Annotated in this window: 18 protein-coding genes and 1 riboswitch; of the genes, 6 read left to right on the top strand and 12 right to left on the bottom strand. The window is 70.8% G+C overall.

All coding sequences use genetic code 11. The annotated features are described in order from the left end of the window. Positions 1–19: 19 nt before the first annotated feature. The 6 genes from ribH to GON06_RS07600 all read right to left on the bottom strand — a co-directional run bounded on the left by ribH (position 20) and on the right by GON06_RS07600 (position 5,118). Positions 20–496, bottom strand: coding sequence for a 6,7-dimethyl-8-ribityllumazine synthase (gene ribH, locus GON06_RS07625; RefSeq protein ID WP_157311667.1), 477 nt, complete (start codon positions 494–496; stop codon positions 20–22). Then, on the bottom strand, positions 493–1,767 hold the full coding sequence (ribA, locus tag GON06_RS07620; RefSeq protein WP_157311666.1) for a GTP cyclohydrolase II: 1,275 nt from the start codon (positions 1,765–1,767) through the stop codon (positions 493–495). The genes ribH and ribA overlap by 4 nt, the downstream gene beginning before the upstream one ends. After that, positions 1,764–2,387, bottom strand: a complete 624-nt coding sequence (locus GON06_RS07615; RefSeq protein WP_157311665.1) for a riboflavin synthase — start codon at positions 2,385–2,387, stop codon at positions 1,764–1,766. Before GON06_RS07615 ends, ribA begins: the two co-directional genes overlap by 4 nt. After that, positions 2,387–3,406, bottom strand: a complete 1,020-nt coding sequence (gene ribD, locus GON06_RS07610) for a bifunctional diaminohydroxyphosphoribosylaminopyrimidine deaminase/5-amino-6-(5-phosphoribosylamino)uracil reductase RibD (RefSeq protein WP_157311664.1) — start codon at positions 3,404–3,406, stop codon at positions 2,387–2,389. The genes GON06_RS07615 and ribD overlap by 1 nt, the downstream gene beginning before the upstream one ends. Before the next feature lie 47 nt (positions 3,407–3,453). Beyond that, a riboswitch (FMN riboswitch) is annotated at positions 3,454–3,595 on the bottom strand. 53 nt (positions 3,596–3,648) lie between these two features. Further along, positions 3,649–4,512 carry an Fpg/Nei family DNA glycosylase gene (locus GON06_RS07605; protein ID WP_157311663.1) on the bottom strand — a complete coding sequence of 288 codons (864 nt, stop codon included), beginning with the start codon at positions 4,510–4,512 and terminating at the stop codon, positions 3,649–3,651. Between the two features lie 45 nt (positions 4,513–4,557). Further along, positions 4,558–5,118, bottom strand: coding sequence for a GNAT family N-acetyltransferase (locus tag GON06_RS07600; protein WP_157311662.1), 561 nt, complete (start codon positions 5,116–5,118; stop codon positions 4,558–4,560). Positions 5,119–5,337: 219 nt separating this feature from the next. Between GON06_RS07600 and rarD the strand changes: the two genes are divergently transcribed. Beyond that, a complete protein-coding gene (gene rarD, locus GON06_RS07595; protein WP_198346641.1) occupies positions 5,338–6,213 on the top strand; it encodes an EamA family transporter RarD in 876 nt (291 codons plus the stop codon). Between the two features lie 35 nt (positions 6,214–6,248). On the opposite strand, the gene GON06_RS07590 is transcribed toward rarD, so the two are convergent. Next, positions 6,249–6,638, bottom strand: coding sequence for a hypothetical protein (locus GON06_RS07590; RefSeq protein ID WP_157311661.1), 390 nt, complete (start codon positions 6,636–6,638; stop codon positions 6,249–6,251). Positions 6,639–6,695: 57 nt separating this feature from the next. Between GON06_RS07590 and mfd the strand changes: the two genes are divergently transcribed. Both mfd and GON06_RS07580 read left to right on the top strand, forming a co-directional pair. After that, a complete protein-coding gene (mfd, locus tag GON06_RS07585; protein ID WP_332837265.1) occupies positions 6,696–10,226 on the top strand; it encodes a transcription-repair coupling factor in 3,531 nt (1,176 codons plus the stop codon). A gap of 28 nt (positions 10,227–10,254) precedes the next feature. After that, positions 10,255–11,058, top strand: coding sequence for an alpha/beta fold hydrolase (locus GON06_RS07580; RefSeq protein WP_157311660.1), 804 nt, complete (start codon positions 10,255–10,257; stop codon positions 11,056–11,058). A gap of 10 nt (positions 11,059–11,068) precedes the next feature. Here GON06_RS07580 and GON06_RS07575 read toward each other — a convergent pair whose 3' ends face one another. Beyond that, entirely contained in the window at positions 11,069–11,929 is an 861-nt protein-coding gene (locus GON06_RS07575; RefSeq protein ID WP_157311659.1) for an SDR family oxidoreductase, read from the bottom strand. A gap of 262 nt (positions 11,930–12,191) precedes the next feature. On the opposite strand from GON06_RS07575, the gene GON06_RS07570 reads away from it, so the two are divergent. Further along, positions 12,192–12,569: a nuclear transport factor 2 family protein gene (locus GON06_RS07570; RefSeq protein ID WP_157311658.1), complete on the top strand. Its 378-nt coding sequence runs from the start codon at positions 12,192–12,194 to the stop codon at positions 12,567–12,569. 4 nt (positions 12,570–12,573) lie between these two features. On the opposite strand, the gene GON06_RS07565 is transcribed toward GON06_RS07570, so the two are convergent. Next, entirely contained in the window at positions 12,574–13,017 is a 444-nt protein-coding gene (locus GON06_RS07565; RefSeq protein ID WP_157311657.1) for an NUDIX domain-containing protein, read from the bottom strand. A gap of 123 nt (positions 13,018–13,140) precedes the next feature. After that, the gene (locus tag GON06_RS07560; protein ID WP_157311656.1) at positions 13,141–13,965 is read right to left on the bottom strand and encodes an alpha/beta hydrolase; all 825 of its coding nucleotides are present in this window, start codon (positions 13,963–13,965) and stop codon (positions 13,141–13,143) included. A gap of 68 nt (positions 13,966–14,033) precedes the next feature. Between GON06_RS07560 and GON06_RS07555 the strand changes: the two genes are divergently transcribed. After that, positions 14,034–15,692 (top strand): MFS transporter, encoded by a 1,659-nt coding sequence (locus GON06_RS07555; protein ID WP_157311655.1) that lies wholly within the window; start codon positions 14,034–14,036, stop codon positions 15,690–15,692. Positions 15,693–15,781: 89 nt separating this feature from the next. Beyond that, on the top strand, positions 15,782–16,378 hold the full coding sequence (locus tag GON06_RS07550) for a gamma carbonic anhydrase family protein (protein WP_157311654.1): 597 nt from the start codon (positions 15,782–15,784) through the stop codon (positions 16,376–16,378). Between the two features lie 292 nt (positions 16,379–16,670). Here GON06_RS07550 and gdhA read toward each other — a convergent pair whose 3' ends face one another. Further along, the gene (gene gdhA / locus GON06_RS07545) at positions 16,671–18,041 is read right to left on the bottom strand and encodes an NADP-specific glutamate dehydrogenase (RefSeq protein ID WP_332837264.1); all 1,371 of its coding nucleotides are present in this window, start codon (positions 18,039–18,041) and stop codon (positions 16,671–16,673) included. Between the two features lie 137 nt (positions 18,042–18,178). After that, on the bottom strand, positions 18,179–20,848 hold the full coding sequence (locus tag GON06_RS07540) for a phosphoenolpyruvate carboxylase (RefSeq protein ID WP_157311652.1): 2,670 nt from the start codon (positions 20,846–20,848) through the stop codon (positions 18,179–18,181). Positions 20,849–20,861 lie beyond the last annotated feature (13 nt).

The following is a 20,861-nucleotide window of genomic DNA, read 5'->3' as shown; positions in this document are numbered from 1 at the left end:
GGTGCGCGAAGAAAGGGTGTCAGCCGCGGAGCTCGGCGACGACGCGGGCCATCCGCAGCGCGGCATCCGCCGCCTCCGCGCCCTTGTCCTCCTTCGAGCCGGGAAGGCCGGCGCGGTCTATGCCCTGCTGCTCGTCGTCGAGGGTCAGCACTCCGAAGCCGACCGGCTTGCCGGCATCCAGCGCGACCCTGTTCAGGCCGTCGGTGGTCGCCGCCGAGACGTACTCGAAGTGCGGGGTGCCGCCGCGGATGATCACGCCCAGGGCGACGACCGCGTCCGCACCGCCGGTGAAGGCCGCCTGCGCTGCCAGCGCCAGTTCGAACGACCCCGGCACGCGCACCAGCGAGTGCGAGGCGCCTGCGGCGTCGAGAGTGCGCTGGGCACCCGCGATCAGGCCGTCGGTGATGACGTCGTGCCAGGTGCCCGCCACGACGACGACGCGGAGGCCGGTGCCGTCGATCGGGGTCTGCGGGGTGGGTGCTCCTGCGCCGCTCATGCGTGGTCCTTTCCCTGCGCGAGGGCCTCGGCGAGCTCTGACTCACCGATGATGTGGCCCATGCGGTCGCGCTTGGTCTCGAGGTACTGGTGGTTGTTCGGGCCGACGCCCACGATCAGGGGCACCTGCTCGACGACGTCGAGGCCGAGCTCGCGCAGCTGCTTCACCTTGTCGGTGTTGTTGGTCAGCAGACGCACCTTGGACACGCCGAGATCGGAGAGGATGCCGGCGGCCGCCGCGTACTCGCGGGCGTCGGCGGGAAGGCCGAGCGCCAGGTTGGCGTCGACGGTGTCGAGGCCCTCCTCCTGCAGCGCGTAGGCGCGCAGCTTGTTGATCAGGCCGATGCCGCGGCCCTCGTGGCCGCGCATGTAGATGACCACGCCGCCCTCCTGCTCGATCGCGTCGAGTGCCGCCTGCAGCTGCGGTCCGCACTCGCACTTCAATGAGCCGAAGGCCTCGCCGGTCAGGCACTCGGAGTGCACGCGCACCAGCGCGGTCTCGGTCGGCTCGCCTGAGACGACCGCGATGTGATCGGTGCCCGTGATGCGGTCCTTGTACGCGAGGAAGCGGAAGGTGCCGTGCTCGGTGGGCACCGTGGCGTCGGCGCGCATACTCACGCGACGCTGCGTCTTCTTCGCGACGCAGTCGGCGTCGCTGCGCGGGTCGACCTCGTTCAGGTGGCGGATCAGCTGCTCGATCGTGATCACCGGCACGCCGTCGCGCGCACCGAGCTCGAGCAGGGCGGGGAGGCGCATCATGCTGCCGTCCTCCGCAACGACCTCGGCGATCGCGGCCACCGGCTGGAGTCCCGCGAGTCGCATCAGCTCGACGCCGGCCTCGGTGTGGCCGCCGCGCTCGCGCACACCGCCGTCGACGGCGCGCAGCGGCAGGATGTGGCCGGGGCGGATGACGCTCTGCGCGGTCGACTCCGGGTCGGCCAGCACGTTCAGCGTGTGCGAGCGGTCGTGCGCGCTGATGCCGGTGGTGACGCCCTCTGCGGCGTCCACGCTGACGGTGTACGCCGTGGAGCGGGCGTCCTCGTTCGACTCGACCATCGGCGGCAGGTTCAGCCGGTCGGCGAGATCGGCGGGCATCGGCGCACAGATCAGGCCGGACGTCCAGCGCACCATCCACGCCATCGTCTCGGCCGTGGCGAGCTCGGCCGAGATGATGATGTCGCCCTCGTTCTCGCGGTTCTCGTCATCCGCGACGATGATCGGCTTTCCGGCGCGCAGGGCGTCGACGGCTTCGGCAATGGTGGACAGGCTCATCGCGAGCCTCCTTCCGATCGGAACGCGAGCAGCCGCTCGACGTGACGGGCGAGGATGTCGGTCTCGAGGTTGACGCGGTCGCCGACGGCGAGCGCGCCCAGGATGGTGGCGGTCAGGGTCTCGGGGATGAGGGAGACCTCGAACCAGGCAGCAGTCGCGTCGGGGGCGCTCACGGCGCTGACCGTGAGGGAGGTGCCCGCGACGGTGATCGATCCCTTGTCGACCACGAGAGGGGCGAGGTCGGCGGGAAGCGAGATGCGCAGCACGCGCCACTGGTCGCCGGGACGCACCTCGAGCACCTCCCCGGTGCCGTCGACGTGGCCCTGCACGATATGTCCGCCCAGTCGTGCGCCCACCGGCATCGCCTTCTCGATGTTGACGCGGGTGCCGACCTCGACGGATGCCAGGGCCGAGACGTCCAGCGTCTGCTTCATCACGTCGGTGTCGAAGGTGTCGGCGGTGGAGCCCACCACGGTGAGGCACACGCCGCTGACCGCGATCGATTCGCCGTGCACGGCGTCGGATGCCGCGCCGGGCGCTCGGACGGTGAGGCGCCAGCCGTCGCCGGAGGGCGTGATGGCGGTGATCTCGCCGATCTCCTCGATGATTCCGGTGAACATCAGTCTCCTTCTTCCACGAGATGCGCGATCGCGAGCAGGTCGGCGCCGAGCGGGAGCCATTCGTCGATCGTGAGTCTGCGGGCGTCGGCGATGGTGCCGACGCCGATGTCTGTGAGTGCGAGCCGGTCGCCGCCGAGCAGCACCGGCGCGAGGTAGGCGAGGATCTCGTCGGCGAACCCCTGGGCGAGGAACGCGCTCGCGAGCGTCGGGCCGCCCTCGACGAACACCCGCTGCACACCGCGCTCGCGCAGGTCTTCGAGCACGCCGGCGAGGTCGCCGTCGTAGAACAGGGGAGTGTGCGGGTGGCGCCGCACCGCGGCATCCGCCGGGGTCTCGCGCGATCCGATCACGACGGGCACGGGCTGCTGGGGGTACAGGGCATCGCCGTCGCGCGCAGTGAGGGACGGATCGTCGGCGAGCACCGTTCCGGTGCCGACGACGATCGCGTCGGATGCCGCGCGGCGCGCGTGCACGTCGGCACGGGCGGCCGGTCCGGTGATCCACTGGCTGGTGCCGTCGGATGCCGCTGCGCGGCCGTCCAGGCTCTGCGCCCACTTCACGGTGACGTGCGGGCGACCCAGTCGCTGCACGGCGAGCCAGTCGCCGATGAGCGTGCGCGCGGCGTCCTGCTGCTCGCCGGACTGCACGTCGACGCCCGCGGCGCGCATGCGTTCGGCACCGCCGCCGGCCTTCTCGCTGGGGTCGTCGAGGGCGTACACGACGCGGGCGACGCCGGCGTCGATGAGCGCCTGTGAGCACGGGCCGGTGCGGCCAGTGTGGTTGCAGGGCTCGAGCGTGACGATCGCGGTCGCACCCTGCGCCGCGCCGGGCGCGAGCTTCGAGAGGGCGTCCACCTCGGCATGCGGGGTGCCGGCGCCGTGGTGCCACCCTTCGGCGAGGACCTCGCCCGCGGGGGAGAGGATGACGGCTCCGACCTGCGGGTTCAGTCCTCGGGGGCCGTTCGCGGCCAGTGCGAGCGCGCGCGACATCGCGTCGCGTTCCGCCTCGGTCACTGTCATCCGCTGTCCTTTCCGGACTCCGGGGGTGCCGAGGCACGCGTGCGCGTGCCGTGCTTCCTCTCATCCGGACTACGCGGGAGTCTTCTCCCGCATCACCGTCGGTTCCGGAATTCCACCGGATCGGCACCCTGAAGGGTGTTCGCGGACTGTCACCGCCGGTTCGGATTCTCACCGACCCCGGAGCACGTTGATGCTCTGAGTCTACTCAACGTGGCATACGCCGATTCATTCCCGGTGACGCCTTATTTCAGCAGCCGCGACAGCCGGCGGTCGGCCAGCACCTTGCCGCCGGTCTGGCAGGTGGGGCAGTACTCCAGGCTGCGGTCGGCGAAGAACACACTGCGGATCGTATCGCCGCAGACCGGGCAGGCCTCACCGCGGCGGGCGTGCACGCGGAAGCCGGAGCGCTTCGCGTCCTTGAGGCTGGCGGGCGGCTTGCCCGACGCCTCGGCTGTGGCCTCCCGCAGCGTCGTCTGCATCGCCTCGTAGAGCCGGTCGATCTCGGCGTCGTCGAGGTTCGCCGCCGGCGCGTATGGCGACATCTTCGCCGCGTGCAGGATCTCGTCGGAGTAGGCGTTGCCGATGCCGGCGATCAGCCCCTGATCGCGCAGCAGACCCTTGATCTGCGTGCGCCGCCCCGCCAGCAGCGCGGCGAACGCGTCCCGGGTGAACGCGGGGTCGAAGGGGTCGGGACCGAGCCGGGCGATGCCCGGCACGTCCTGCGGATCGCGCACCACGTACACCGCGAGGGACTTCTTTGTACCCGCCTCGGTGAGGTCGAAGCCGCTGCCGTCGTCGAGGGCGACGCGCAGGGCGATCGGGCTCTTGCCGGGCTTGATCAGGGTCGTCGGCAGGGCGTCGTACCAGCGCAGCCAGCCGGCCTTGGCGAGGTGGAAGACCAGATGCAGGTCGTCTCCGCACGCGACGTCGACGAACTTGCCGTACCTTTTCGTCGCCGTGATCGTGGCGCCGTGCAGTGCGGTGTTCGGCGGATCGTAGGTCTTCAGCGCGGCGATCTCGCCCACGCTCGTGCGCGTGATCGCATGGCCCACCGCACGCTCGGCGAGATAGTCGACGAGACCCTGCACCTCCGGCATCTCGGGCATGCACTCATCCTGTCACCCGGGTGCGACATCCGGCCAGGGGCGCGTCTATCGCACCAGCACCGGCCAGTCCGCCGGGGTCCGGTCATCGGATGCCAGCAGGCCGGCGATCCACCCGTCATCCCGGTGCTCGCCGTGCCGGAAGGCCGCGCGCATCGTGCCCTCGTAGCGGAAACCCGCGGAGCGGGCCGTGCGTGCCGAGCCCTCATTGCCCGCGACGGCGCGCCAGCCGATGCGGTGCAGGCGCAGCGGCCCCTCGAAGCCCCACTCGACGACGGCGTGCACGGCCTCGGAGACGATCCCCTGACCGCGGGCCTCCGGCGCCATCCAGTAGCCGATGTCCGCACCGCCGTCGTCGATCTGGGCCAGGCCGACCGCTCCGGCGAGCGTCTCTCCGGAGCGGATCACCCAGGTCGCGGCCGAACCGGCCGCCCACCACTGAGGGATCAGCCGCACGAAGTCCTCGGCGTCCTTGCGGGCGTACGGCTTGGGCACCGTCGTGAAGCGCTGGATCGCCGGATCCTGGCAGGCCGCGGTGATCGCATCGACGTCGGTCTCAGCAGGCAGGTCGAGGACAAGACGGGCGGTGTGCAGGGTGACGGGTTCCATCCGCAACACCGTAGCGGCGCGCGGGCGGACGGGCCGAATCCCCGCGTGTCAGCCGGCGAGCACCGGCCAGACGTCCGCCTCCGTCGGGATGCTGAGGACGAGGCGATCGGTGCGCAGGGAGACGGGTTCCATCGGGCCAGCGTACTGAGCAGCCGGCCGCCGCGTCGGGCGCCGATATCCTGAGAGGGCGGCACGACGTCGCGAAGGACGGAGACGGGCGTGGCGGTGCAGCATTCCTCCGCGCGCGGTGTGCTCGCGTCGATCGCCGCCTCCGTGCTGTTCGGCGGCATGTTCCTGCTCGCGGGTCTGGTCACGGTCTCGGCGGAGGTGGTCTTCGCCTGGCGGGTGGTGATCGCCTTCGCCTGCTACGGGGCCGCACTCTTGCATCCCGGTGCGCGCCGGGCGCTGCGGATGCTGTGGCGCCGGCTGCGCTCGCGCTGGTGGATGCCGCCGCTGTCTCTGCTGCTCACCGCGATCGTGGGTGTACAGCTGTGGTTGTTCATGTGGGCGCCGCAGAACGGGCATGCCCTCGACACCTCGCTCGGCTATCTGCTGCTGCCGATCTGCCTGGTGCTCTGCGGCCGGTTCCTCATGAAGCATCCGGTGAGCGTGCTGCAGTGGGCGGTGGTGGGGCTCGCCGCAGTAGCCGTCACGGTGAAGCTCGTCGCGACGCCGGAGCTGTCCTGGGTGACGCTGGTGATCTGTGTCCCGTATTCGGTGTACTTCGTGCTGCGGCAGCGGTTCGGACTCGACGGTCCGATCGTGTTCGGCTGGGAGATCGCGCTGATGCTGCCGGTCGCCGTCCTGTTCCTCCTGACCGGAGGAGGCCCGTCGTCAGGGCCCGAGACGGCCGCGATGCTGGCGATCGGGTTCGCGAGCGCCGCGGCGATGACGCTCTACCTCGCGGCGTCGTCGTTGCTCACCATGCCGGTGTTCGGCCTGCTCGGCTATGTCGAACCCGTCCTGCTGGTGGTGGTCGCCCTTCTGCTCGGCGAGCGGATGCAGGGCGCGGACGTCTTCGTGTACGGCATCCTCGCTGTGGCGCTGACCGTGCTCGCCGTCGACGGTTTCCGCGCCGCACGCCGCACGCGCTGACCGGAACGGTCGTGTGTGCGGCTCCCGTCGACGGGTCACGAGGACTGGTCGACGATGACCGCCCCGAAGCCGATCAGCGTGTACAGCATCAGTCCACCCCAGACGAGTCCCCACACCAGAGCCCCCGCGAGCGCCGTCACGATGCCGAAGATCCCTGCCCTGCGCCCGCGGCGCGACACCGCCGCCGCGATGCCCAAGCCGATGGCGGTGAGCCCGACGAGGGTGCCGAGTGAGGTCGCCGGGCTGAAATCGAAGGGAAGGATCCTGAACAGGCTGAGCACGGCGCCGATCGCGCTCACCGCTCCGCACACGAGCGCGGTGATCCCCAGACCCAGAGCCCAGCGCCCCAGCACGGGCGAGCCGGGCTCGGAGACGACGGCCGCCGGTTGCGCGTGCGGGGACTGGTTCGGCGGAGGGAGCGTCATGCCGGTCAGTGTAATCGCCGGGCCCCGCATGTCGGCGGCCCGGAATACACTTGTCCGGTGACTGTTCCGGGGATTCTGCGCGCCTTGGAAGAGGCGAACCTGTACCGCGATGCTCTCAGCTGGGCGTCCACCGACGCCGACATCTCGCTGGTCGACGGGCTCGATGCCCCCGTCGTCGCGGGACTGCTCCAGAAGCGGGCGGACGCCGGGCATCCGGCCGCCGTGCTCGTCGTGACGCCGACCGGCCGGCGCGCCGAGTCGGTCGCCGCGGCTCTGGACACCTACCTCGCCGATGCTGAGATCCTCACGTTCCCGGCCTGGGAGACCCTGCCGCACGAGCGCCTCAGCCCGAGCCCCGACACCGTCGGCCGTCGGCTCGAGACACTGCGCAGCATCACCACTTGGGACGGCGCGAAGCCGCTGGTGGTCGTCGCATCGGTGCGCGCTGCACTGCAGCCGCTCGCCGCCAACCTCGGCGACGCCGCCCCGCTCGAGCTGCGCGTCGGCGCCCGCGGACTCGAACTCGAGGACGCCGTCGAGCAGCTCGTCGAGCGGGCGTACTCCCGCGTCGACATGGTCTCGCGACGTGGCGAGTTCGCCGTGCGCGGCGGCATTCTCGATGTGTTCCCGCCGACGGCCGAGCATCCGTCCCGTGTGGAGTTCTTCGGCGACGAGGTCGATCAGATCCGCGCGTTCTCCGTCGCCGACCAGCGCTCGCTCCCCGGCGAGATCGCCGCGATCGAGCTGCCGGCGAGTCGTGAACTGCTGCTCACCGCGGAGGTGCGCGAGCGCGCCGGCGAACTCGTCGGCAGGTACCCGGCGATCGCCGGGATGCTGGAGAAGATGAGCGAGGGCATCCCCGTAGAGGGCATGGAATCGCTGCTGCCGGCCGTCGCCGGCCCGCTCGTCACGCTCGCCGAGTACCTGCCGAAGGGGTCCGCCGCCGCGATCGTGGACCCCGAGCGCGCCAGCGCCCGCGCCCAGAACCTCGGCGAGACCAACCGGGAGTTCCTCGACGCCGCGTGGAGCGCCGCGACGTCCGGGGCATCCGCTCCGATCGATCTCGGCGCCGGCGACTTCCGCACGATCGCGCAGCTGCGCGACGTGGTGCGCGAGCGTGACGGCGTGTGGTGGCGGCTGAGCACGTTCGCCACCGACGACGCGGATGCCGCGAACCTCGACTCCTCCGTCATCCCCTCGTTCCACGGCAACGTCGACGGCGCGATCTCCTTCGTCGAGGCGCGGCTGCAGGACGGCTGGCGCGTCGTCGTCATCGCCTCCGGTCAGGGCCTCGTCGAGCGCGCTCTGGATGTGCTCGGCGACCGCGGCATCGCCGCCCGCATCATGGAGGACCTCGCGGCGGAGCCGGATGCCGGTGTCGCGACCCTGGTGACCGGTGCGGTCGAGTCCGGCTTCCAGGTGCCAGAGGCACGCCTCGCAGTGCTCACCGACAGCGAGTTCTACGGGCGCACCATCGGCGGTGACCAGCGCGTCGTCAAGAAGCTCGCCTCGCGGCGGAAGAACGTCGTCGACCCCCTGCAGCTCAAGCAGGGCGACTACGTCGTGCACAACACGCACGGCATCGCCAAGTTCGTCGAGATGACCAAGCGCGAGGTGTCCTCGGGCGGACGCAACGCCGTCAAGACCACCCGCGAGTACCTCGTGCTGGAGTACGCGCCGTCCAAGCGCGGCTACCCGGGCGACAAGCTGTTCGTGCCCACCGACCAGCTCGACCTGCTCTCGAAGTACGTCGGCGGTGAAGCGCCCGCCCTCTCGAAGATGGGCGGCAGCGACTGGGCTGCGGCGAAGGGCAAGGCCCGCCGTGCGGTGCGCGACATCGCCGTCGAGCTGGTCAAGCTGTACTCGGCGCGGATGAGCGCCAAGGGGCACGCGTTCGGCCCGGACACCCCCTGGCAGCGCGAGCTCGAGGAGGCGTTCCCGTTCGCGGAGACGCATGACCAGCTGCAGACCATCGACGAGATCAAGGCCGACATGGAGCGGCCGATCCCGATGGACCGCCTGCTGTCCGGCGACGTCGGCTTCGGCAAGACCGAGGTCGCCGTGCGCGCCGCGTTCAAGGCGATCCAGGACGGCAAGCAGGTCGCGATGCTCGTGCCGACCACCCTGCTCGTCAAGCAGCACCTCGAGACGTTCACCGAGCGGTTCGCCGGGTTCCCGGTGAAGGTGCGCCCGCTGTCGCGGTTCCAGACCGACAAGGAGGCGCGGCTCACGCTGGCGGGTCTCGTCGACGGCACGGTCGACATGGTCATCGGCACTCACCGCATCCTCACCGACCAGGTGATCTTCAAAGACCTCGGCCTGCTGATCATCGACGAGGAGCAGCGCTTCGGCGTCGAGCACAAGGACGCGCTGAAGAAGCTCAAGACCAACGTCGACATCCTCGCCATGAGCGCCACCCCGATCCCGCGCACCCTCGAGATGGCGGTCACCGGCATCCGCGAGATGTCCACGCTGCAGACCCCGCCCGAGGACCGGCATCCGATCCTCTCGTTCGTCGGCGCGCGCAGCGACAAGCAGATCGCCGCGGCGATCCGCCGTGAGATCCTGCGCGAGGGCCAGGTGTTCTTCGTGCACAACCGGGTGCAGTCCATCCAGCGCGTGGCATCCGAGCTCGCCGAGCTCGTGCCCGAGGCGCGGATCGCCGTCGCGCACGGCAAGATGGGCGAGCACCAGCTGGAGCAGGTGGTCGACGACTTCTGGGAGCGCAAGTACGACGTGCTCGTGTCGACGACGATCATCGAGACCGGCCTCGACATCTCCAACGCGAACACGATCATCATCGACCGCGCCGACAAGTACGGACTGTCACAGCTGCACCAGTTGCGCGGACGCGTCGGTCGCGGGCGGGAGCGCGCCTACGCGTACTTCCTCTACGACGACATGAAGCCGCTCAGCGAGACCGCCGCCGACCGGCTGCAGACCATCGCCGTGAACAACGACCTGGGCTCGGGCATGCAGGTCGCGCTGAAGGACCTCGAGCTGCGCGGAGCGGGCAACATGCTCGGCGCGGAGCAGGCCGGCCACATCGCCGGCGTCGGCTTCGACCTGTACCTGCGGATGGTCGGCGAGGCCGTGGCGACGTTCCGCGGCGAGGACACCTCCTCCGATGTCGAGCTCCGGCTCGAACTGCCGGTGGACGCACGGATCCCGGAGCACTACATCGACAGCGAGCGACTGCGCCTCGAGGCCTATCAGAAGCTCTCCGCCGCCGCCGGGCCGACCGCCACCGACGACGCGATCGACCTCGTGGTCGAGGAGCTCACCGACCGGTACGGCGCGCTGCCCGACGAGGTCGGCGGGCTGGTCGCGGTCGCGCGACTGCGCCGCCGTGCGGCACGCGCCGGGCTGTCCGACGTGGTCGCGATGGGCTCGAACCTGCGGATCGCCCCGGCGAATCTGCCGGACTCGATGAAGGTGCGGCTGCAGCGGCTCTACCCGAAGGCGAAGTTCGTCGCCGGGGGAGAGGCGCTGCTGGTGCCGATGCCCGAGGACATCGACCTGATCGAGTGGGTGGGGAGCCTGTTCACCGCGCTGTTCCCGGAGCCGGTCAAGGCCGAGGCGTCCTGAGCCGCCGAGGGACTCCTAGGCTCGAGGCATGACGGGCATCCTCGAGCGCGGCACGGCGACCATCCACTACGTCGACGGCGGAGGCCCGGGCCGGCCGGTCGTGTTCACGCACGGCGCGGGGATGGACGGCGAGTCGTTCGCCGCGCAGGCGCAGGCCGTGCAGGATGCCGGGCACCGCAGCATCCGCTGGGATCTGCGCGGGCACGGCGCCTCTGCGCTCGCCGCGGGCACACGCTTCACGGCGGAGGACGCGCTGGCCGATCTCGACGCGCTCGTCGACGAGCTGCGGCTGGAGCAGCCGATCCTGGTCGGGCACTCGCTGGGCGGCAACCTCTCCCAGGCGTACGTGCGTGAGAACCCCGATCGGGTCGGCGGAATGATCGCCGTCGGCACCACTTGGAACACCGGGCCGCTCACCGCCGGCGAGCGCCTCGGGCTGCGGCTGGCCGCGCCGATGCTCCGGCTCATTCCGGCGTCTCGGCTGCCGAGGCTGATGGCGGATGCCTCGGCGACGACGCCCGAGGCGATCGAGGCGATCCGCGCGACGTTCGCCCGGGTGCCGAAACCCCTGTTCCTCGACGTGTGGCGCGCGACCGCCTCGTTCGTCGCGCCCGACCCGGCGTACCGGACGCCCGTGCCGCTCGGACTGGTCGTCGGCGCGGAGGACCGCACCGGCAACATCCGCACGGCGATGCAGGCGTGGGCCGACGCCGAGGGCGTGCCGCTGCACGCGATCCCCGGCGCCGGTCACGTCGCGATGGCGGATGCCCCGGGTGCGACCTCCGACGCGATCGTGCACATCATCCGGGGGTGGGAGGTCGAGGCAGGCTGAGCGTCGGCGCTCAACGCAGCGCGAAGCCGCCGTCGGTCGTGAGCACCTGGCCGACCACCCACGACCCCGCATCCGTGCAGAGCCAGCCGATCAGCCGGGCCGGATCGTCGGGACGGCCGAACCGCCCGAACGGCGTCTTCGCGAGGAACTCAGGCAGCCAGCTGAGGTCGCGGTCAGTGGTAGCCGGATCGAGATAGCCGGTGTCGACGGGCCCGGGATTGACCGTGTTCAGCACGATGCCGTGATCGAGCAGCTCGGCGGCGACGGTCTTCGTGACCCCCGCCAGCGCCGCCTTGCTCGTGGCGTAGGCCACCTCGCCCCGCATCGGACCGTCGGCCTGGCCGGACGTCATCCAGATCACGTGGCCGGTCGGCTTCTCGAACGGGCCGGAACCTGCACGCTCGCCGGGGCGCTGCGCCGCGGCATCCGTCCCAGCCTTCCTCCGGGCGAAGCCGGCGGTGAGCAGCATCGTCGCGCGGGCGTTCGTCTGCCAGTGCGCGTCGAGCCGGTCGGCGGTCATGTCGAGGATGCCGCCGTCGCCGCCGCTCATCGCCTGGTTGCAGATGAGGATGTCGAGCGATCCCGTCAGCGCGGATGCCGCGTCGAGCAGAGGCTCGATCGACTCGGGGTCGCGCAGATCGGCGTGCCGGTCGCCGGAGAGAGCGCCGGGGACCAGCGCTTCGGCGACGCCGGAGCGGACGGCCTCGAGGTCGTCACCGCCCCACGGCTGGTCGAGGTCGTGCGGGCGGAAGTGGTGCAGGAACACGTTCGCGCCGAGGGCGGCGAGGGTCGTGGCGGTCGCGTAGCCGATGCCGGCGCGGCGTGAGACCCCGGTGACGAGGGCGGTGCGTCCGGAGAGAGGGTGCTGCATGGTGGGTCTTTCCTGTCGAAGGATGCCCGGGCGCACAGAACGGCGCCCGAAGGCGGGGGATCGGAGGCGACTCACCGGCATTGCATGCCCACGACCCTAGCAGCGGTCGCACGAGCTCACTTACTCGGTCCCGGCGTGCGCGTCAATGGCCTGTGGCGCATGGTGACGATCGCGGATCCTCGGACCATGCGGACTCCGATACTGTTCCCCGCGGCCCTCGTGCTCGGGATGACTCGCGTCGCACGGGCGAACGGGAGCTGAGATGCACGCGGACTCGCTCGAACGGGGCACGCTGCTCGCAGCCGAGCGGCAGGGCTGGGACGCGCTGTGCGAGTCGCGCGGCGGAGCCTTCTACGGCGCCCTGATGACCGACGAGGCCGTGATGATCCTCGTCAACGGTGCGGTCCTCGATCGGACCGCGGTGTCCGAGTCCCTGGACGGAGCGCCGGCCTGGAAGTCGTACGAGCTGACCGATGCTCGAACGGTCCCCATCGGTGCGGACGCTGTCGCACTGGTCTACCGGGCTCACGCGAAGCGAGACGGCGAGGATCCGTTCGTGGCGCTGATGACGAGTCTCTACACGCTCCGCGACGGGCGACTCCGCCTCGCCCTCTATCAGCAGACCACGATCACGCACTGACGGGTCAGGCGTCCCTGAGCACCTGCTCGACGTAGGGCAGAAGATCGAGCGCGGAGATCTCGTCGCGCGTGAACCACGCGACCTCGAGGATCTCGTCGAGATCGGGGCGAGGCGCACCGGTCAGTCCGCAGGAGTATGCCGTGGTCACGTAGGCGACGCGGTCGCCGTTCGGATACTCCACCACCAGCTCCTCGCCGCCGTAGACGCCGACGATCCCAAGGACGCGGATGCCGGCACCGATCTCCTCGCGCACCTCGCGGGCCATCGCGTCGGCGGGGTGCTCGCCGGGCTCGATACTGCCGCCTATCAGGCCCCACATCCCCGAGTCCGAATGCCGGGCAAGCAGGAACCGGTCGCCGTCCCGGATCACCGCGGTCACCGCGGGGAGCATCAGCAGGTCGTGACCGACATGGGCGCGGAGCGAGGCGATGTAGGGCGAGACCGGCATCCGCTCAGTCAATCACGGCCGTGCCCAGCTGCGGATGCCGGCGCGCGCCGCACCGTGGCGTCCGCGGTCCGCGCGGCGTGTCTACCGTGACGTCCGGAGTTCGGCGCAGCGGGGTGGGCGCGCTCAGCGCCAGAGCCAGCGCAGCGCGTCGGGCAGCAGCACGCCGCCATGGTTCGGGCTGTGCCCGCCGTCGCCGACGACCAGGCGCAGATCGTGGCCGGAGCGGGCCAGCGCCGCGGCGGTCTCGAGCGACTCGGCGAACCAGTTGTCCTCGCGGTCGTTCCAGCCGATGTCGTGGTGCGCGGCGTGCAGGAGAGTGCGGATGCGGCGGGTCTCGCCGTCCGCGAGCAGCGCGGGATAGGGGTTTCCGCCGGGCATCTGCGCGAAGCTCGGGTTGAACGCGATCACGCGGGCGATCGCGTCGGGGCGGTGCCAGGCGGCCGTGAAGGCGGCGTTGCCGCCGGAACTGCCGCCGCAGATCCCCATCCCTCCTCCGAAGGTGAGTCCCTCGATCGCCCGCGGGAGCACCTCGTCGAGCAGGAACTGCACGTAGCGGGCGTCACCCGGGTCGTACTCGTTGTTGCGGTTCTTGGGCATCACCGAGCCGGGGAACTCGCCGGGATCCACGAAGATCCCGATCATCGGCGGAATCGCGCGCTGCGCGGCGAGGTTGTCGAGCACGATGCCGGCGCGGACATCGCCCTCGGGATCGAGGTACCACCAGCCGTCGTTGAAGAGGGTCACAGCTGCCGGCGAGGACGGGTCGTGGCCGGCCGCGGTGTGCACCCAGACCCGACGGATCGTCCCGGGATAGGCGCGGCTGTCATCGATGACGAACTCGCGGACCGTGCCGGCGCGGACACCAGGTTGCACCGCCGAGTCGGGGCCGTGCGCGTAGGTCACGGCCTCCTGGTCGGACGCGAGGGGAGAAAAGGGCACGACGGGCATGTCTCCATCCTCGCCCCAAACGCGACCAGCACTGGTCGGCGGGGGCTCGCTCGGCCTATTGTTTCGCCATGGCCTCTGGGGTGGGCCCGAAGTTCGCCGAGGCGGCGGCCGCCTTCGCGAGCAACTGGGGCAATGCGAGTCTGCGTCGCGCGCAGCTGAGTTTCCTCAGCTGGTGGGCGGCCGAGTGCGCCTTCGCCGTGGCGCTCAGCATCGTCGCCTACGGCGCGGGCGGGACGCTGGCCGTGGGGCTCGTCGGGCTCGTGACCATGTTGCCGGCCGCGCTGCTCACCCCGCTGCTCGCGCCACTGGCCGATCGGGTCCGACGGGAACGGGTGCTGGTCGCGGTGACGCTGCTGCGTGCGGCGTCGATGGTCGCTGCCGCGGTGATCGTCCTGCTCGCGGGTCCGATCGTGCTCGTGTATGCGATCGCGGCGCTGTCGTCCGTCACCGCATCGCTCTACCGCCCCGCCCACTCCGCGCTGCTGCCCACGCTGTGCCGCACCGGCCGTGAGCTGGCGGGTGCCAACGTCGTGCGCGGGCTGCTCGACTCCTCGGCGAGCCTGATCGGGCCGCTGCTCGCCGCAGTCCTGCTCGCGCTCGCCGGCCCTGCGGCGGTGCTCCTGACCGCCGCAGCCGGGGCGACCATCGCCGCGCTGCTCGTGCTCCGCCTGCACTACGAGGGAGCCCCGACTCCGCCGGTGCGGCGTCCTGCACTCGTCGCCGAGGCGGCCGAGGGGCTGCGGGCGGTCGGCGGCAGCCGGCCGCTGCGGCTGATGCTTGCGCTCATCGCCGCGCAGACCTTCACCCGCGGGGCGCTCAGCGTGTTCTCGGTCGTCGTCGCGATCGAACTGCTCCGGATGGGTGAGGCGGGGGCAGGCGCCTTGATGGCGGCCCTGGGCATGGGCGCGGTGCTCGGCTCCCTGGCATCCTCGGTCCTGATCGGCACCTGGCGACTCGGCGCCTGGTTCGCGATCGGTGTCGGAATGTGGGGCCTGCCCATCGCACTCATCGGCGCCTTCCCTCAGCAGGCGACGGCGCTCGCGCTGCTCGCCGTCGTCGGCCTCGCGAACGCGCTCATCGACGCCGCCGGGTTCACCCTGATCGGCAGACTGACGCCGGATGCGGTGATGGCGAGAGTGTTCGGCGTGCTCGAGGCGATCGTGGCCATCACGATGGGGATCGGCTCATTGGTGGCATCCGCTCTCGCCGAGGTCTTCGGCGTCGAGACCGCGCTGCTCGCGATCGGCGTGCTGTGTCCGGCGCTGGCGATCGCGTCGTGGTGGCGGCTGCGGCGCATCGACCGGACGGTCCGCGAGCAGGACGCCGAGATCGCCCTGCTGCGCGAGGTCCCGCTGTTCGGCCCGCTGCCGCTGTCGGCGATAGAACATCTCGCCCGCGGTCTGGAGCCCGTGGAGGTTCCGCAGGGGACCACGGTGTTCGCGCAGGGAGACATCGGCGACCGGTACTACCTGATCGAGTCCGGCGAGGCGGAGGTGCTCGGCGACGGCCGGGTGGTCGCGACCCTCGGACCCGGTGAGGGATTCGGCGAGATCGCTCTGTTGCGCCGCACGGTGCGCACCGCGACAGTGCGTGCTCGCACCGATCTGCGGCTTCGGGCACTCACAGCCGAGCGGTTCACGACCGCGGTGCTCGGGTTCTCCGGCGCGGCGTCGGCCGCGGATGAGGGCATGGACGACGAGCTCGCACGGTTCCGTCCTGCGGGGTAGGGACGTCGCCGCCTCTGATGCATCGAGCCGCGGCGCGCACACCGTCCGAAGTCCTATGGGACCCACCGGCGCACGACTAGTCTGACGGCATGATCTACGAGCACCTCGGGGGTCGACCCCGCATCCACGAGACCGCCGTCGTCGCACCTTCGGCCGTGATCTCGGGAGACGTCACGATCGGCGAGAACTGCCAGGTGCTGCACGGTGCCGTGATCACCGCCGAGGGCGGCCCGATCACACTCGGCGAGCACGTGATCGTGATGGAGAACGCGCTGATCCGCGCAACCGCGGCGAACCCCGTACACATCGCCGACCACGTGCTCGTGGGCCCGATGGCGAGCATCTCGGGTGCGACGATCGCCGAGGAGGTGTTCCTCGCCACCGGCGTGCGCGTCTTCAACGGCGCGGTGATCCAGGAGCGCAGCGAGGTGCGCATCAACGGCGTGGTGCACCTGCGCACCACGCTGCCGCCGGAGACGGTGGTTCCTATCGGGTGGGTCGCGGTCGGAGACCCCGTGCGTATCCTCTCGCCGGATCGGCACGAGGAGATCTGGGATGCTCAGCACGAGCTCGACTTCCCCGGATACGTCTTCGGAGTGGACCGCTCCACGCCCGATCTGATGGTGCAGCTCACAGAGCGCTACGCCCGCTCGCTCGCCCGGCACGTCGACGACCGCGCGGTCTGACCCGCGGCATCCGCGCTCTTCTGCTCGCGCGCGGCGGGTCCCTCCTCCTGCGGCATATCCTTTCTCGCGCGCCATTGCCCAGCTCGCACGGCGCGTATTCGCGTCGCGTGAGCGGATGATTGCAGCGCGACCGTGGCCGGATGCCGGGATGCGCAGCCTGAGCACGAAATCGCAGCGCGAGCAGGAAAGTGCACCGCGACCGCGAGGCGATGAACGCTCGCCCGAATCGCCGAGACCCCGCCTGAATGACGTGATCCAGACGGGGTCGCGGTAAAAGGCTGCGACGGATGCGTCAGATGACGCCCTGCTCCAGCATCGCGTCGGCCACACGCTCGAAGCCGGCGATGTTGGCGCCCGCGACGTAGTCGCCCGGCACGCCGTAGCGCTCCGCGGCCTGGAAGGACGCGTCGTGGATGTCGGCCATGATGTCGCGCAGACGCTGCTCGCTGTCGGCGAAGCTCCAGCGCTGACGGGCGGCGTTCTGGCTCATCTCCAGGGCCGAGGTCGCCACGCCGCCGGCGTTCGCGGCCTTGCCGGGAGCGAACAGCACGCCGGCCTGCTGGAAGACTCCGACGGCCTCAGGGGTCGAGGGCATGTTCGCGCCCTCGGCGACGGCGCGCACGCCGTTCGCGACGAGCATCCGCGCGGAGTCCTCGTCGAGCTCGTTCTGCGTCGCCGACGGTACGGCGATCTCGACCGGGACCTCCCAGACGTTGCCGCCCTCGACGAAGACAGCGCCGGGACGACGGTTCGCGTACTCGACGATGCGGCCGCGCTCGACCTCCTTGATCTGGCGCAGCAGGGCCAGGTCGATGCCGGCCTCGTCGAGCACGTAGCCGGTCGAGTCCGACGCGGTGACGGCGCGGGCGCCGAGCTGCTGAGCCTTCTCGATCGCGTAGATCGCGACGTTGCCCGAGCCCGAGACTGCGACCCGCTTGCCCTCGAGGTTCTCGCCGTGCACGGCCAGCATCTCCTGCACGAAGAACACGGCGCCGTAGCCGGTGGCCTCGGTGCGCACCTGTGCACCGCCCCAGCCCAGGCCCTTGCCGGTGAGGATGCCGGACTCGAAGCGGTTCGTGATCTTGCGGTACATGCCGAACATGTAGCCGATCTCGCGGCCGCCGACGCCGATGTCACCGGCGGGGACGTCGGTGTGCTCGCCGATGTGGCGGAACAGCTCGTTCATGAACGACTGGCAGAAGCGCATGACCTCGGCTTCGCTCTTGCCGTGCGGGTCGAAGTTCGATCCGCCCTTGCCGCCGCCGATGCCCTGGCCGGTGAGCGCGTTCTTGAAGATCTGCTCGAAGCCGAGGAACTTGATGATCGAGATGTTCACCGAGGGGTGGAAGCGCAGTCCGCCCTTGTACGGGCCGAGCGCCGAGTTGTACTGCACCCGGTAACCGCGGTTGACCTGCAGCTTGCCGGCGTCGTCGATCCACGGCACCCGGAAGATGATCTGCCGCTCCGGCTCGACGAGGCGCTCGAGCACGCCCTTGTCGAGGTACTCCGAGCGGCGCTCCAGCACGGGGCCGATCGAGTGCAGGACCTCGTGCACAGCCTGGTGGAATTCCGGCTCGTTGGGGTTGAGCGTGCGCACGGCGTCGAAGACGGGCTGTGCGGCGGTGGAGAGCGGGTGGAAGTCGGCTGTGGTCTCGATGGTCACGCGGGTGCTTTCTGAAGGGGGAATGGGTCTTGCGGGCGATCGTGTCGCGTGAGGATTCGCCGGATCGGGCGGAGTCTCACTGTACATCGATCACTAGGGTGTCCTCGTTTCTGCGTCAGCAGCACGAGGGCACCCGATCACCCGGTGTTCTGCAGGCCGGCGGCCACTCCGCTGACCGACAGCAGCAGCAGTCGCTGCAGATCGGGCGAGGCGACGGGCTCGGTGGTGGCCGACGTGCGCAGGGCGCGCAGCGCCCGCAGCTGCAGCAGCGACAAGGCGTCGACGTACGGGCTGCGCAGCTGCACCGCGCGCTGCAGCACGGGCTTGTTCGCGAGCAGGCGGTCGCCGCCGGTCAGGCGGATCACCCAGTCCCGGGTGAGCTCGAGCTCGTCGAGGACCAGCTTCGCCAGGTCGTCGCGGTCGCCGAGCGCGAGGTACTCGCGGGCGATGCGCTCGTCGGTCTTCGCCAGGCTCATCGCCACGTTGTCGACCATCGTGTGCAGCAGCGGCCACTCGCGGTACGCCTCGATCAGCGCCTCCTCGTCGCCGACGGCCTCGAGCGCCGAGCCGAGACCGAACCAGCCGGCGAGGTTGATGCGCGCCTGTGTCCAGGCGAACACCCACGGGATGGCACGCAGGTCCTCGAGGGATTCCACGGACAGGCCGCGGCGTGCGGGGCGCGAGCCCAGTGCGAGCAGTCCGATCTCCTCCATCGGCGTGACGGTGGCGAACCAGGGCGCGAAACCTTCGGCCGCGACCAGGGAGAAGAACCGGTCGCGCGACGCGGTGTCCATCACATCGGCGATGTGCGCGAAGCGGGATGCCGCACTGCTGGTGCGCTCCTCTACGGTGGGCGAGGACGCCAGCAGCGTCGCCGCGGCCACCTGGTCGATGTGCCGCATCGCGATCGCGGGCTCGCCGTAGCGGGCGAAGATGACCTCGCCCTGCTCGGTGAGCTTGAACCGGCCGTCCACGGAGTGCGGCGGCTGCGCGAGGATCGCGGAGTTCGCCGGGCCGCCACCGCGGCCGAGTGCGCCGCCGCGACCGTGGAACAGCGTCAGCTCGATCCCGGCATCCTTCGCCCACAGGGCGATCTCGCGCTGCGCCTCGTAGAGGGCGAGGTTCGCGGCCACCGGGCCGACGTCCTTCGACGAGTCGGAGTAGCCGAGCATGACCTCGAGCCGGTTGCCGGTCTCGGCCAGGCGTGCCTGGAACTCGGGAGTGGTGACGGCCTCGCTCATGATCGAGGGCGCCGCCTTCAGGTCGGCGAAGGTCTCGAACAGCGGGACGACGTCGAGCACCGGGGCGTCCGCGCCGAGCGCGTAGTCCGCCAGCCGGTGCACGTTCGCGAGATCCTGGGCGGACTGCGTGAACGACACCACGTAGCGGCCTGCGGCACGCAGGCCGTAGCGCTTCTGGATCTCGGAGATGGCGCGGAAGACCTCCAGCACTTCCTCGGTCTGCGCACTGATCGGGCCACCGGCGTCGAGCTCGGCGAGTGCCTGACGGTGCACCTTGGAGTGCTGGCGCACCTCGAGCTCGGTGAGGTGGAAGCCGTAGGTCTCGACCTGCCAGATCAGGTGCTGCACGCCGCCGAACGCGTGGCGTCTGGCACCGGCATCCGCCAGCGAGCGCTGCACGGCGCGCAGGTCGGCGAGCAGCTCCTCGGGGGCGCCGTAGGCGCCGCGGCTCTCGTGCCGGGTGGCGCGCACCCGGTGCGCGAGCACGAGCAGCACGCAGCGGTGCGGCTCGGCGGGGGAGCGGGTGGCGATCTCCTCGGCCAGTTCCGGGGCTGCCTGCGCGAACGCATCCCAGATCGCCTGCACTTCGGCGCTCGGCGGAGTGTCCTCCGCGTCCAGCGTGAGAGTGCGGCCGATGCGCTCGATCGCGCGCTCCAGTCCGCGCAGCACGTGCTCCGAGGCGATGGCGGATGCCTCGCGCGTCACAGACGAGGTCACGAACGGGTTGCCGTCGCGGTCGCCACCGACCCACGATCCGATCCGTACGAAGGACGGCACGACGGGGGCGGAGTCACCGGACTCGTCGCCGCGCAGATCGTCGTCGATCCGGCGGTAGATGTGCGGCACCGTCGTGAACAGCGTCTCGTCGAAGACGCTCATGACCGTGCGCACCTCGTCGGTGGGCGTCGGCTTCTGTGCGCGCAGCGGGGCGGTGCGCCACAGGGTGTCGACCTCCTCCAGCATCCGGCGCAGCGCCCGGCGCTGCTCGGCGCCACCGTCGCTGGTCGCGTCGTGCTGGGTGAGCAGCTCGGACAGCCGGCGGATGCTGCCGGACACGGCCCGCCGGCGCGCCTCGGTGGGATGCGCGGTGAAGACGGGGTGGAAGCGGAGCCCTGCCAGACGACGGCGGGCCTCGTCCTCGCCGACCTCGGAGCGCAGCCGCGCGAAGGCGGTCGCCACGGTGTCGGCGGCGGCCTCACGGCCGGGCTTGCCGGCGCGTTCGCGCAGGATGCGCACGCGCTGGTGCTCCTCAGCCAGGTTCACCAGGTGGAAATAGCAGGTGAACGCGCGCGCCACCTCATCGGCACGCTCGATGGTGAACTCGTCGGCGATCTCGGCGGCGCGGCGGAACGCGGCATCCGATTCCTCGTCGTAGGCCTGGATGGTCGCCAGGCGCAGCCGCTCGACGTCCTCGAACAGGCCAGGCGTGCCGGATTCGCGCAGGACTTGGCCGAGCAGTCCGCCCAGCATGCGCACGTCGGCGCGCATCTCGTCAGGAATGCCGTCGGATGCCTCGAATCGGGTGATGACGCGGATGGCCTCGGTGGGGGTGGGCTCAGGGGTCATTCTTCGAGAGTAT

The sequence above is a fragment of the Microbacterium sp. MAH-37 genome (genome assembly GCF_009758255.1).
In the GTDB taxonomy this organism is placed as follows: domain Bacteria; phylum Actinomycetota; class Actinomycetes; order Actinomycetales; family Microbacteriaceae; genus Microbacterium.
Note: the sequence above shows the minus strand (reverse complement) of the source record. Positions and strands in the feature narration are given on the sequence as shown.

Coding starts and splice junctions, on each gene's coding strand:
- GON06_RS07590 (WP_157311661.1), bottom strand. CDS start 6,638: ATGACGCTCCCTCCGCCGAACCAGTCCCCGCACGCGCAACCGGCGGCC.
- ribD (WP_157311664.1), bottom strand. CDS start 3,406: ATGACAGTGACCGAGGCGGAACGCGACGCGATGTCGCGCGCGCTCGCA.
- GON06_RS07550 (WP_157311654.1), top strand. CDS start 15,782: ATGATCTACGAGCACCTCGGGGGTCGACCCCGCATCCACGAGACCGCC.
- GON06_RS07565 (WP_157311657.1), bottom strand. CDS start 13,017: ATGCCGGTCTCGCCCTACATCGCCTCGCTCCGCGCCCATGTCGGTCAC.
- GON06_RS07555 (WP_157311655.1), top strand. CDS start 14,034: ATGGCCTCTGGGGTGGGCCCGAAGTTCGCCGAGGCGGCGGCCGCCTTC.
- GON06_RS07600 (WP_157311662.1), bottom strand. CDS start 5,118: ATGGAACCCGTCACCCTGCACACCGCCCGTCTTGTCCTCGACCTGCCT.
- GON06_RS07570 (WP_157311658.1), top strand. CDS start 12,192: ATGCACGCGGACTCGCTCGAACGGGGCACGCTGCTCGCAGCCGAGCGG.
- ribA (WP_157311666.1), bottom strand. CDS start 1,767: ATGAGCCTGTCCACCATTGCCGAAGCCGTCGACGCCCTGCGCGCCGGA.
- GON06_RS07560 (WP_157311656.1), bottom strand. CDS start 13,965: ATGCCCGTCGTGCCCTTTTCTCCCCTCGCGTCCGACCAGGAGGCCGTG.
- GON06_RS07605 (WP_157311663.1), bottom strand. CDS start 4,512: ATGCCCGAGATGCCGGAGGTGCAGGGTCTCGTCGACTATCTCGCCGAG.
- GON06_RS07575 (WP_157311659.1), bottom strand. CDS start 11,929: ATGCAGCACCCTCTCTCCGGACGCACCGCCCTCGTCACCGGGGTCTCA.
- GON06_RS07615 (WP_157311665.1), bottom strand. CDS start 2,387: ATGTTCACCGGAATCATCGAGGAGATCGGCGAGATCACCGCCATCACG.
- ribH (WP_157311667.1), bottom strand. CDS start 496: ATGAGCGGCGCAGGAGCACCCACCCCGCAGACCCCGATCGACGGCACC.
- GON06_RS07540 (WP_157311652.1), bottom strand. CDS start 20,848: ATGACCCCTGAGCCCACCCCCACCGAGGCCATCCGCGTCATCACCCGA.
- GON06_RS07580 (WP_157311660.1), top strand. CDS start 10,255: ATGACGGGCATCCTCGAGCGCGGCACGGCGACCATCCACTACGTCGAC.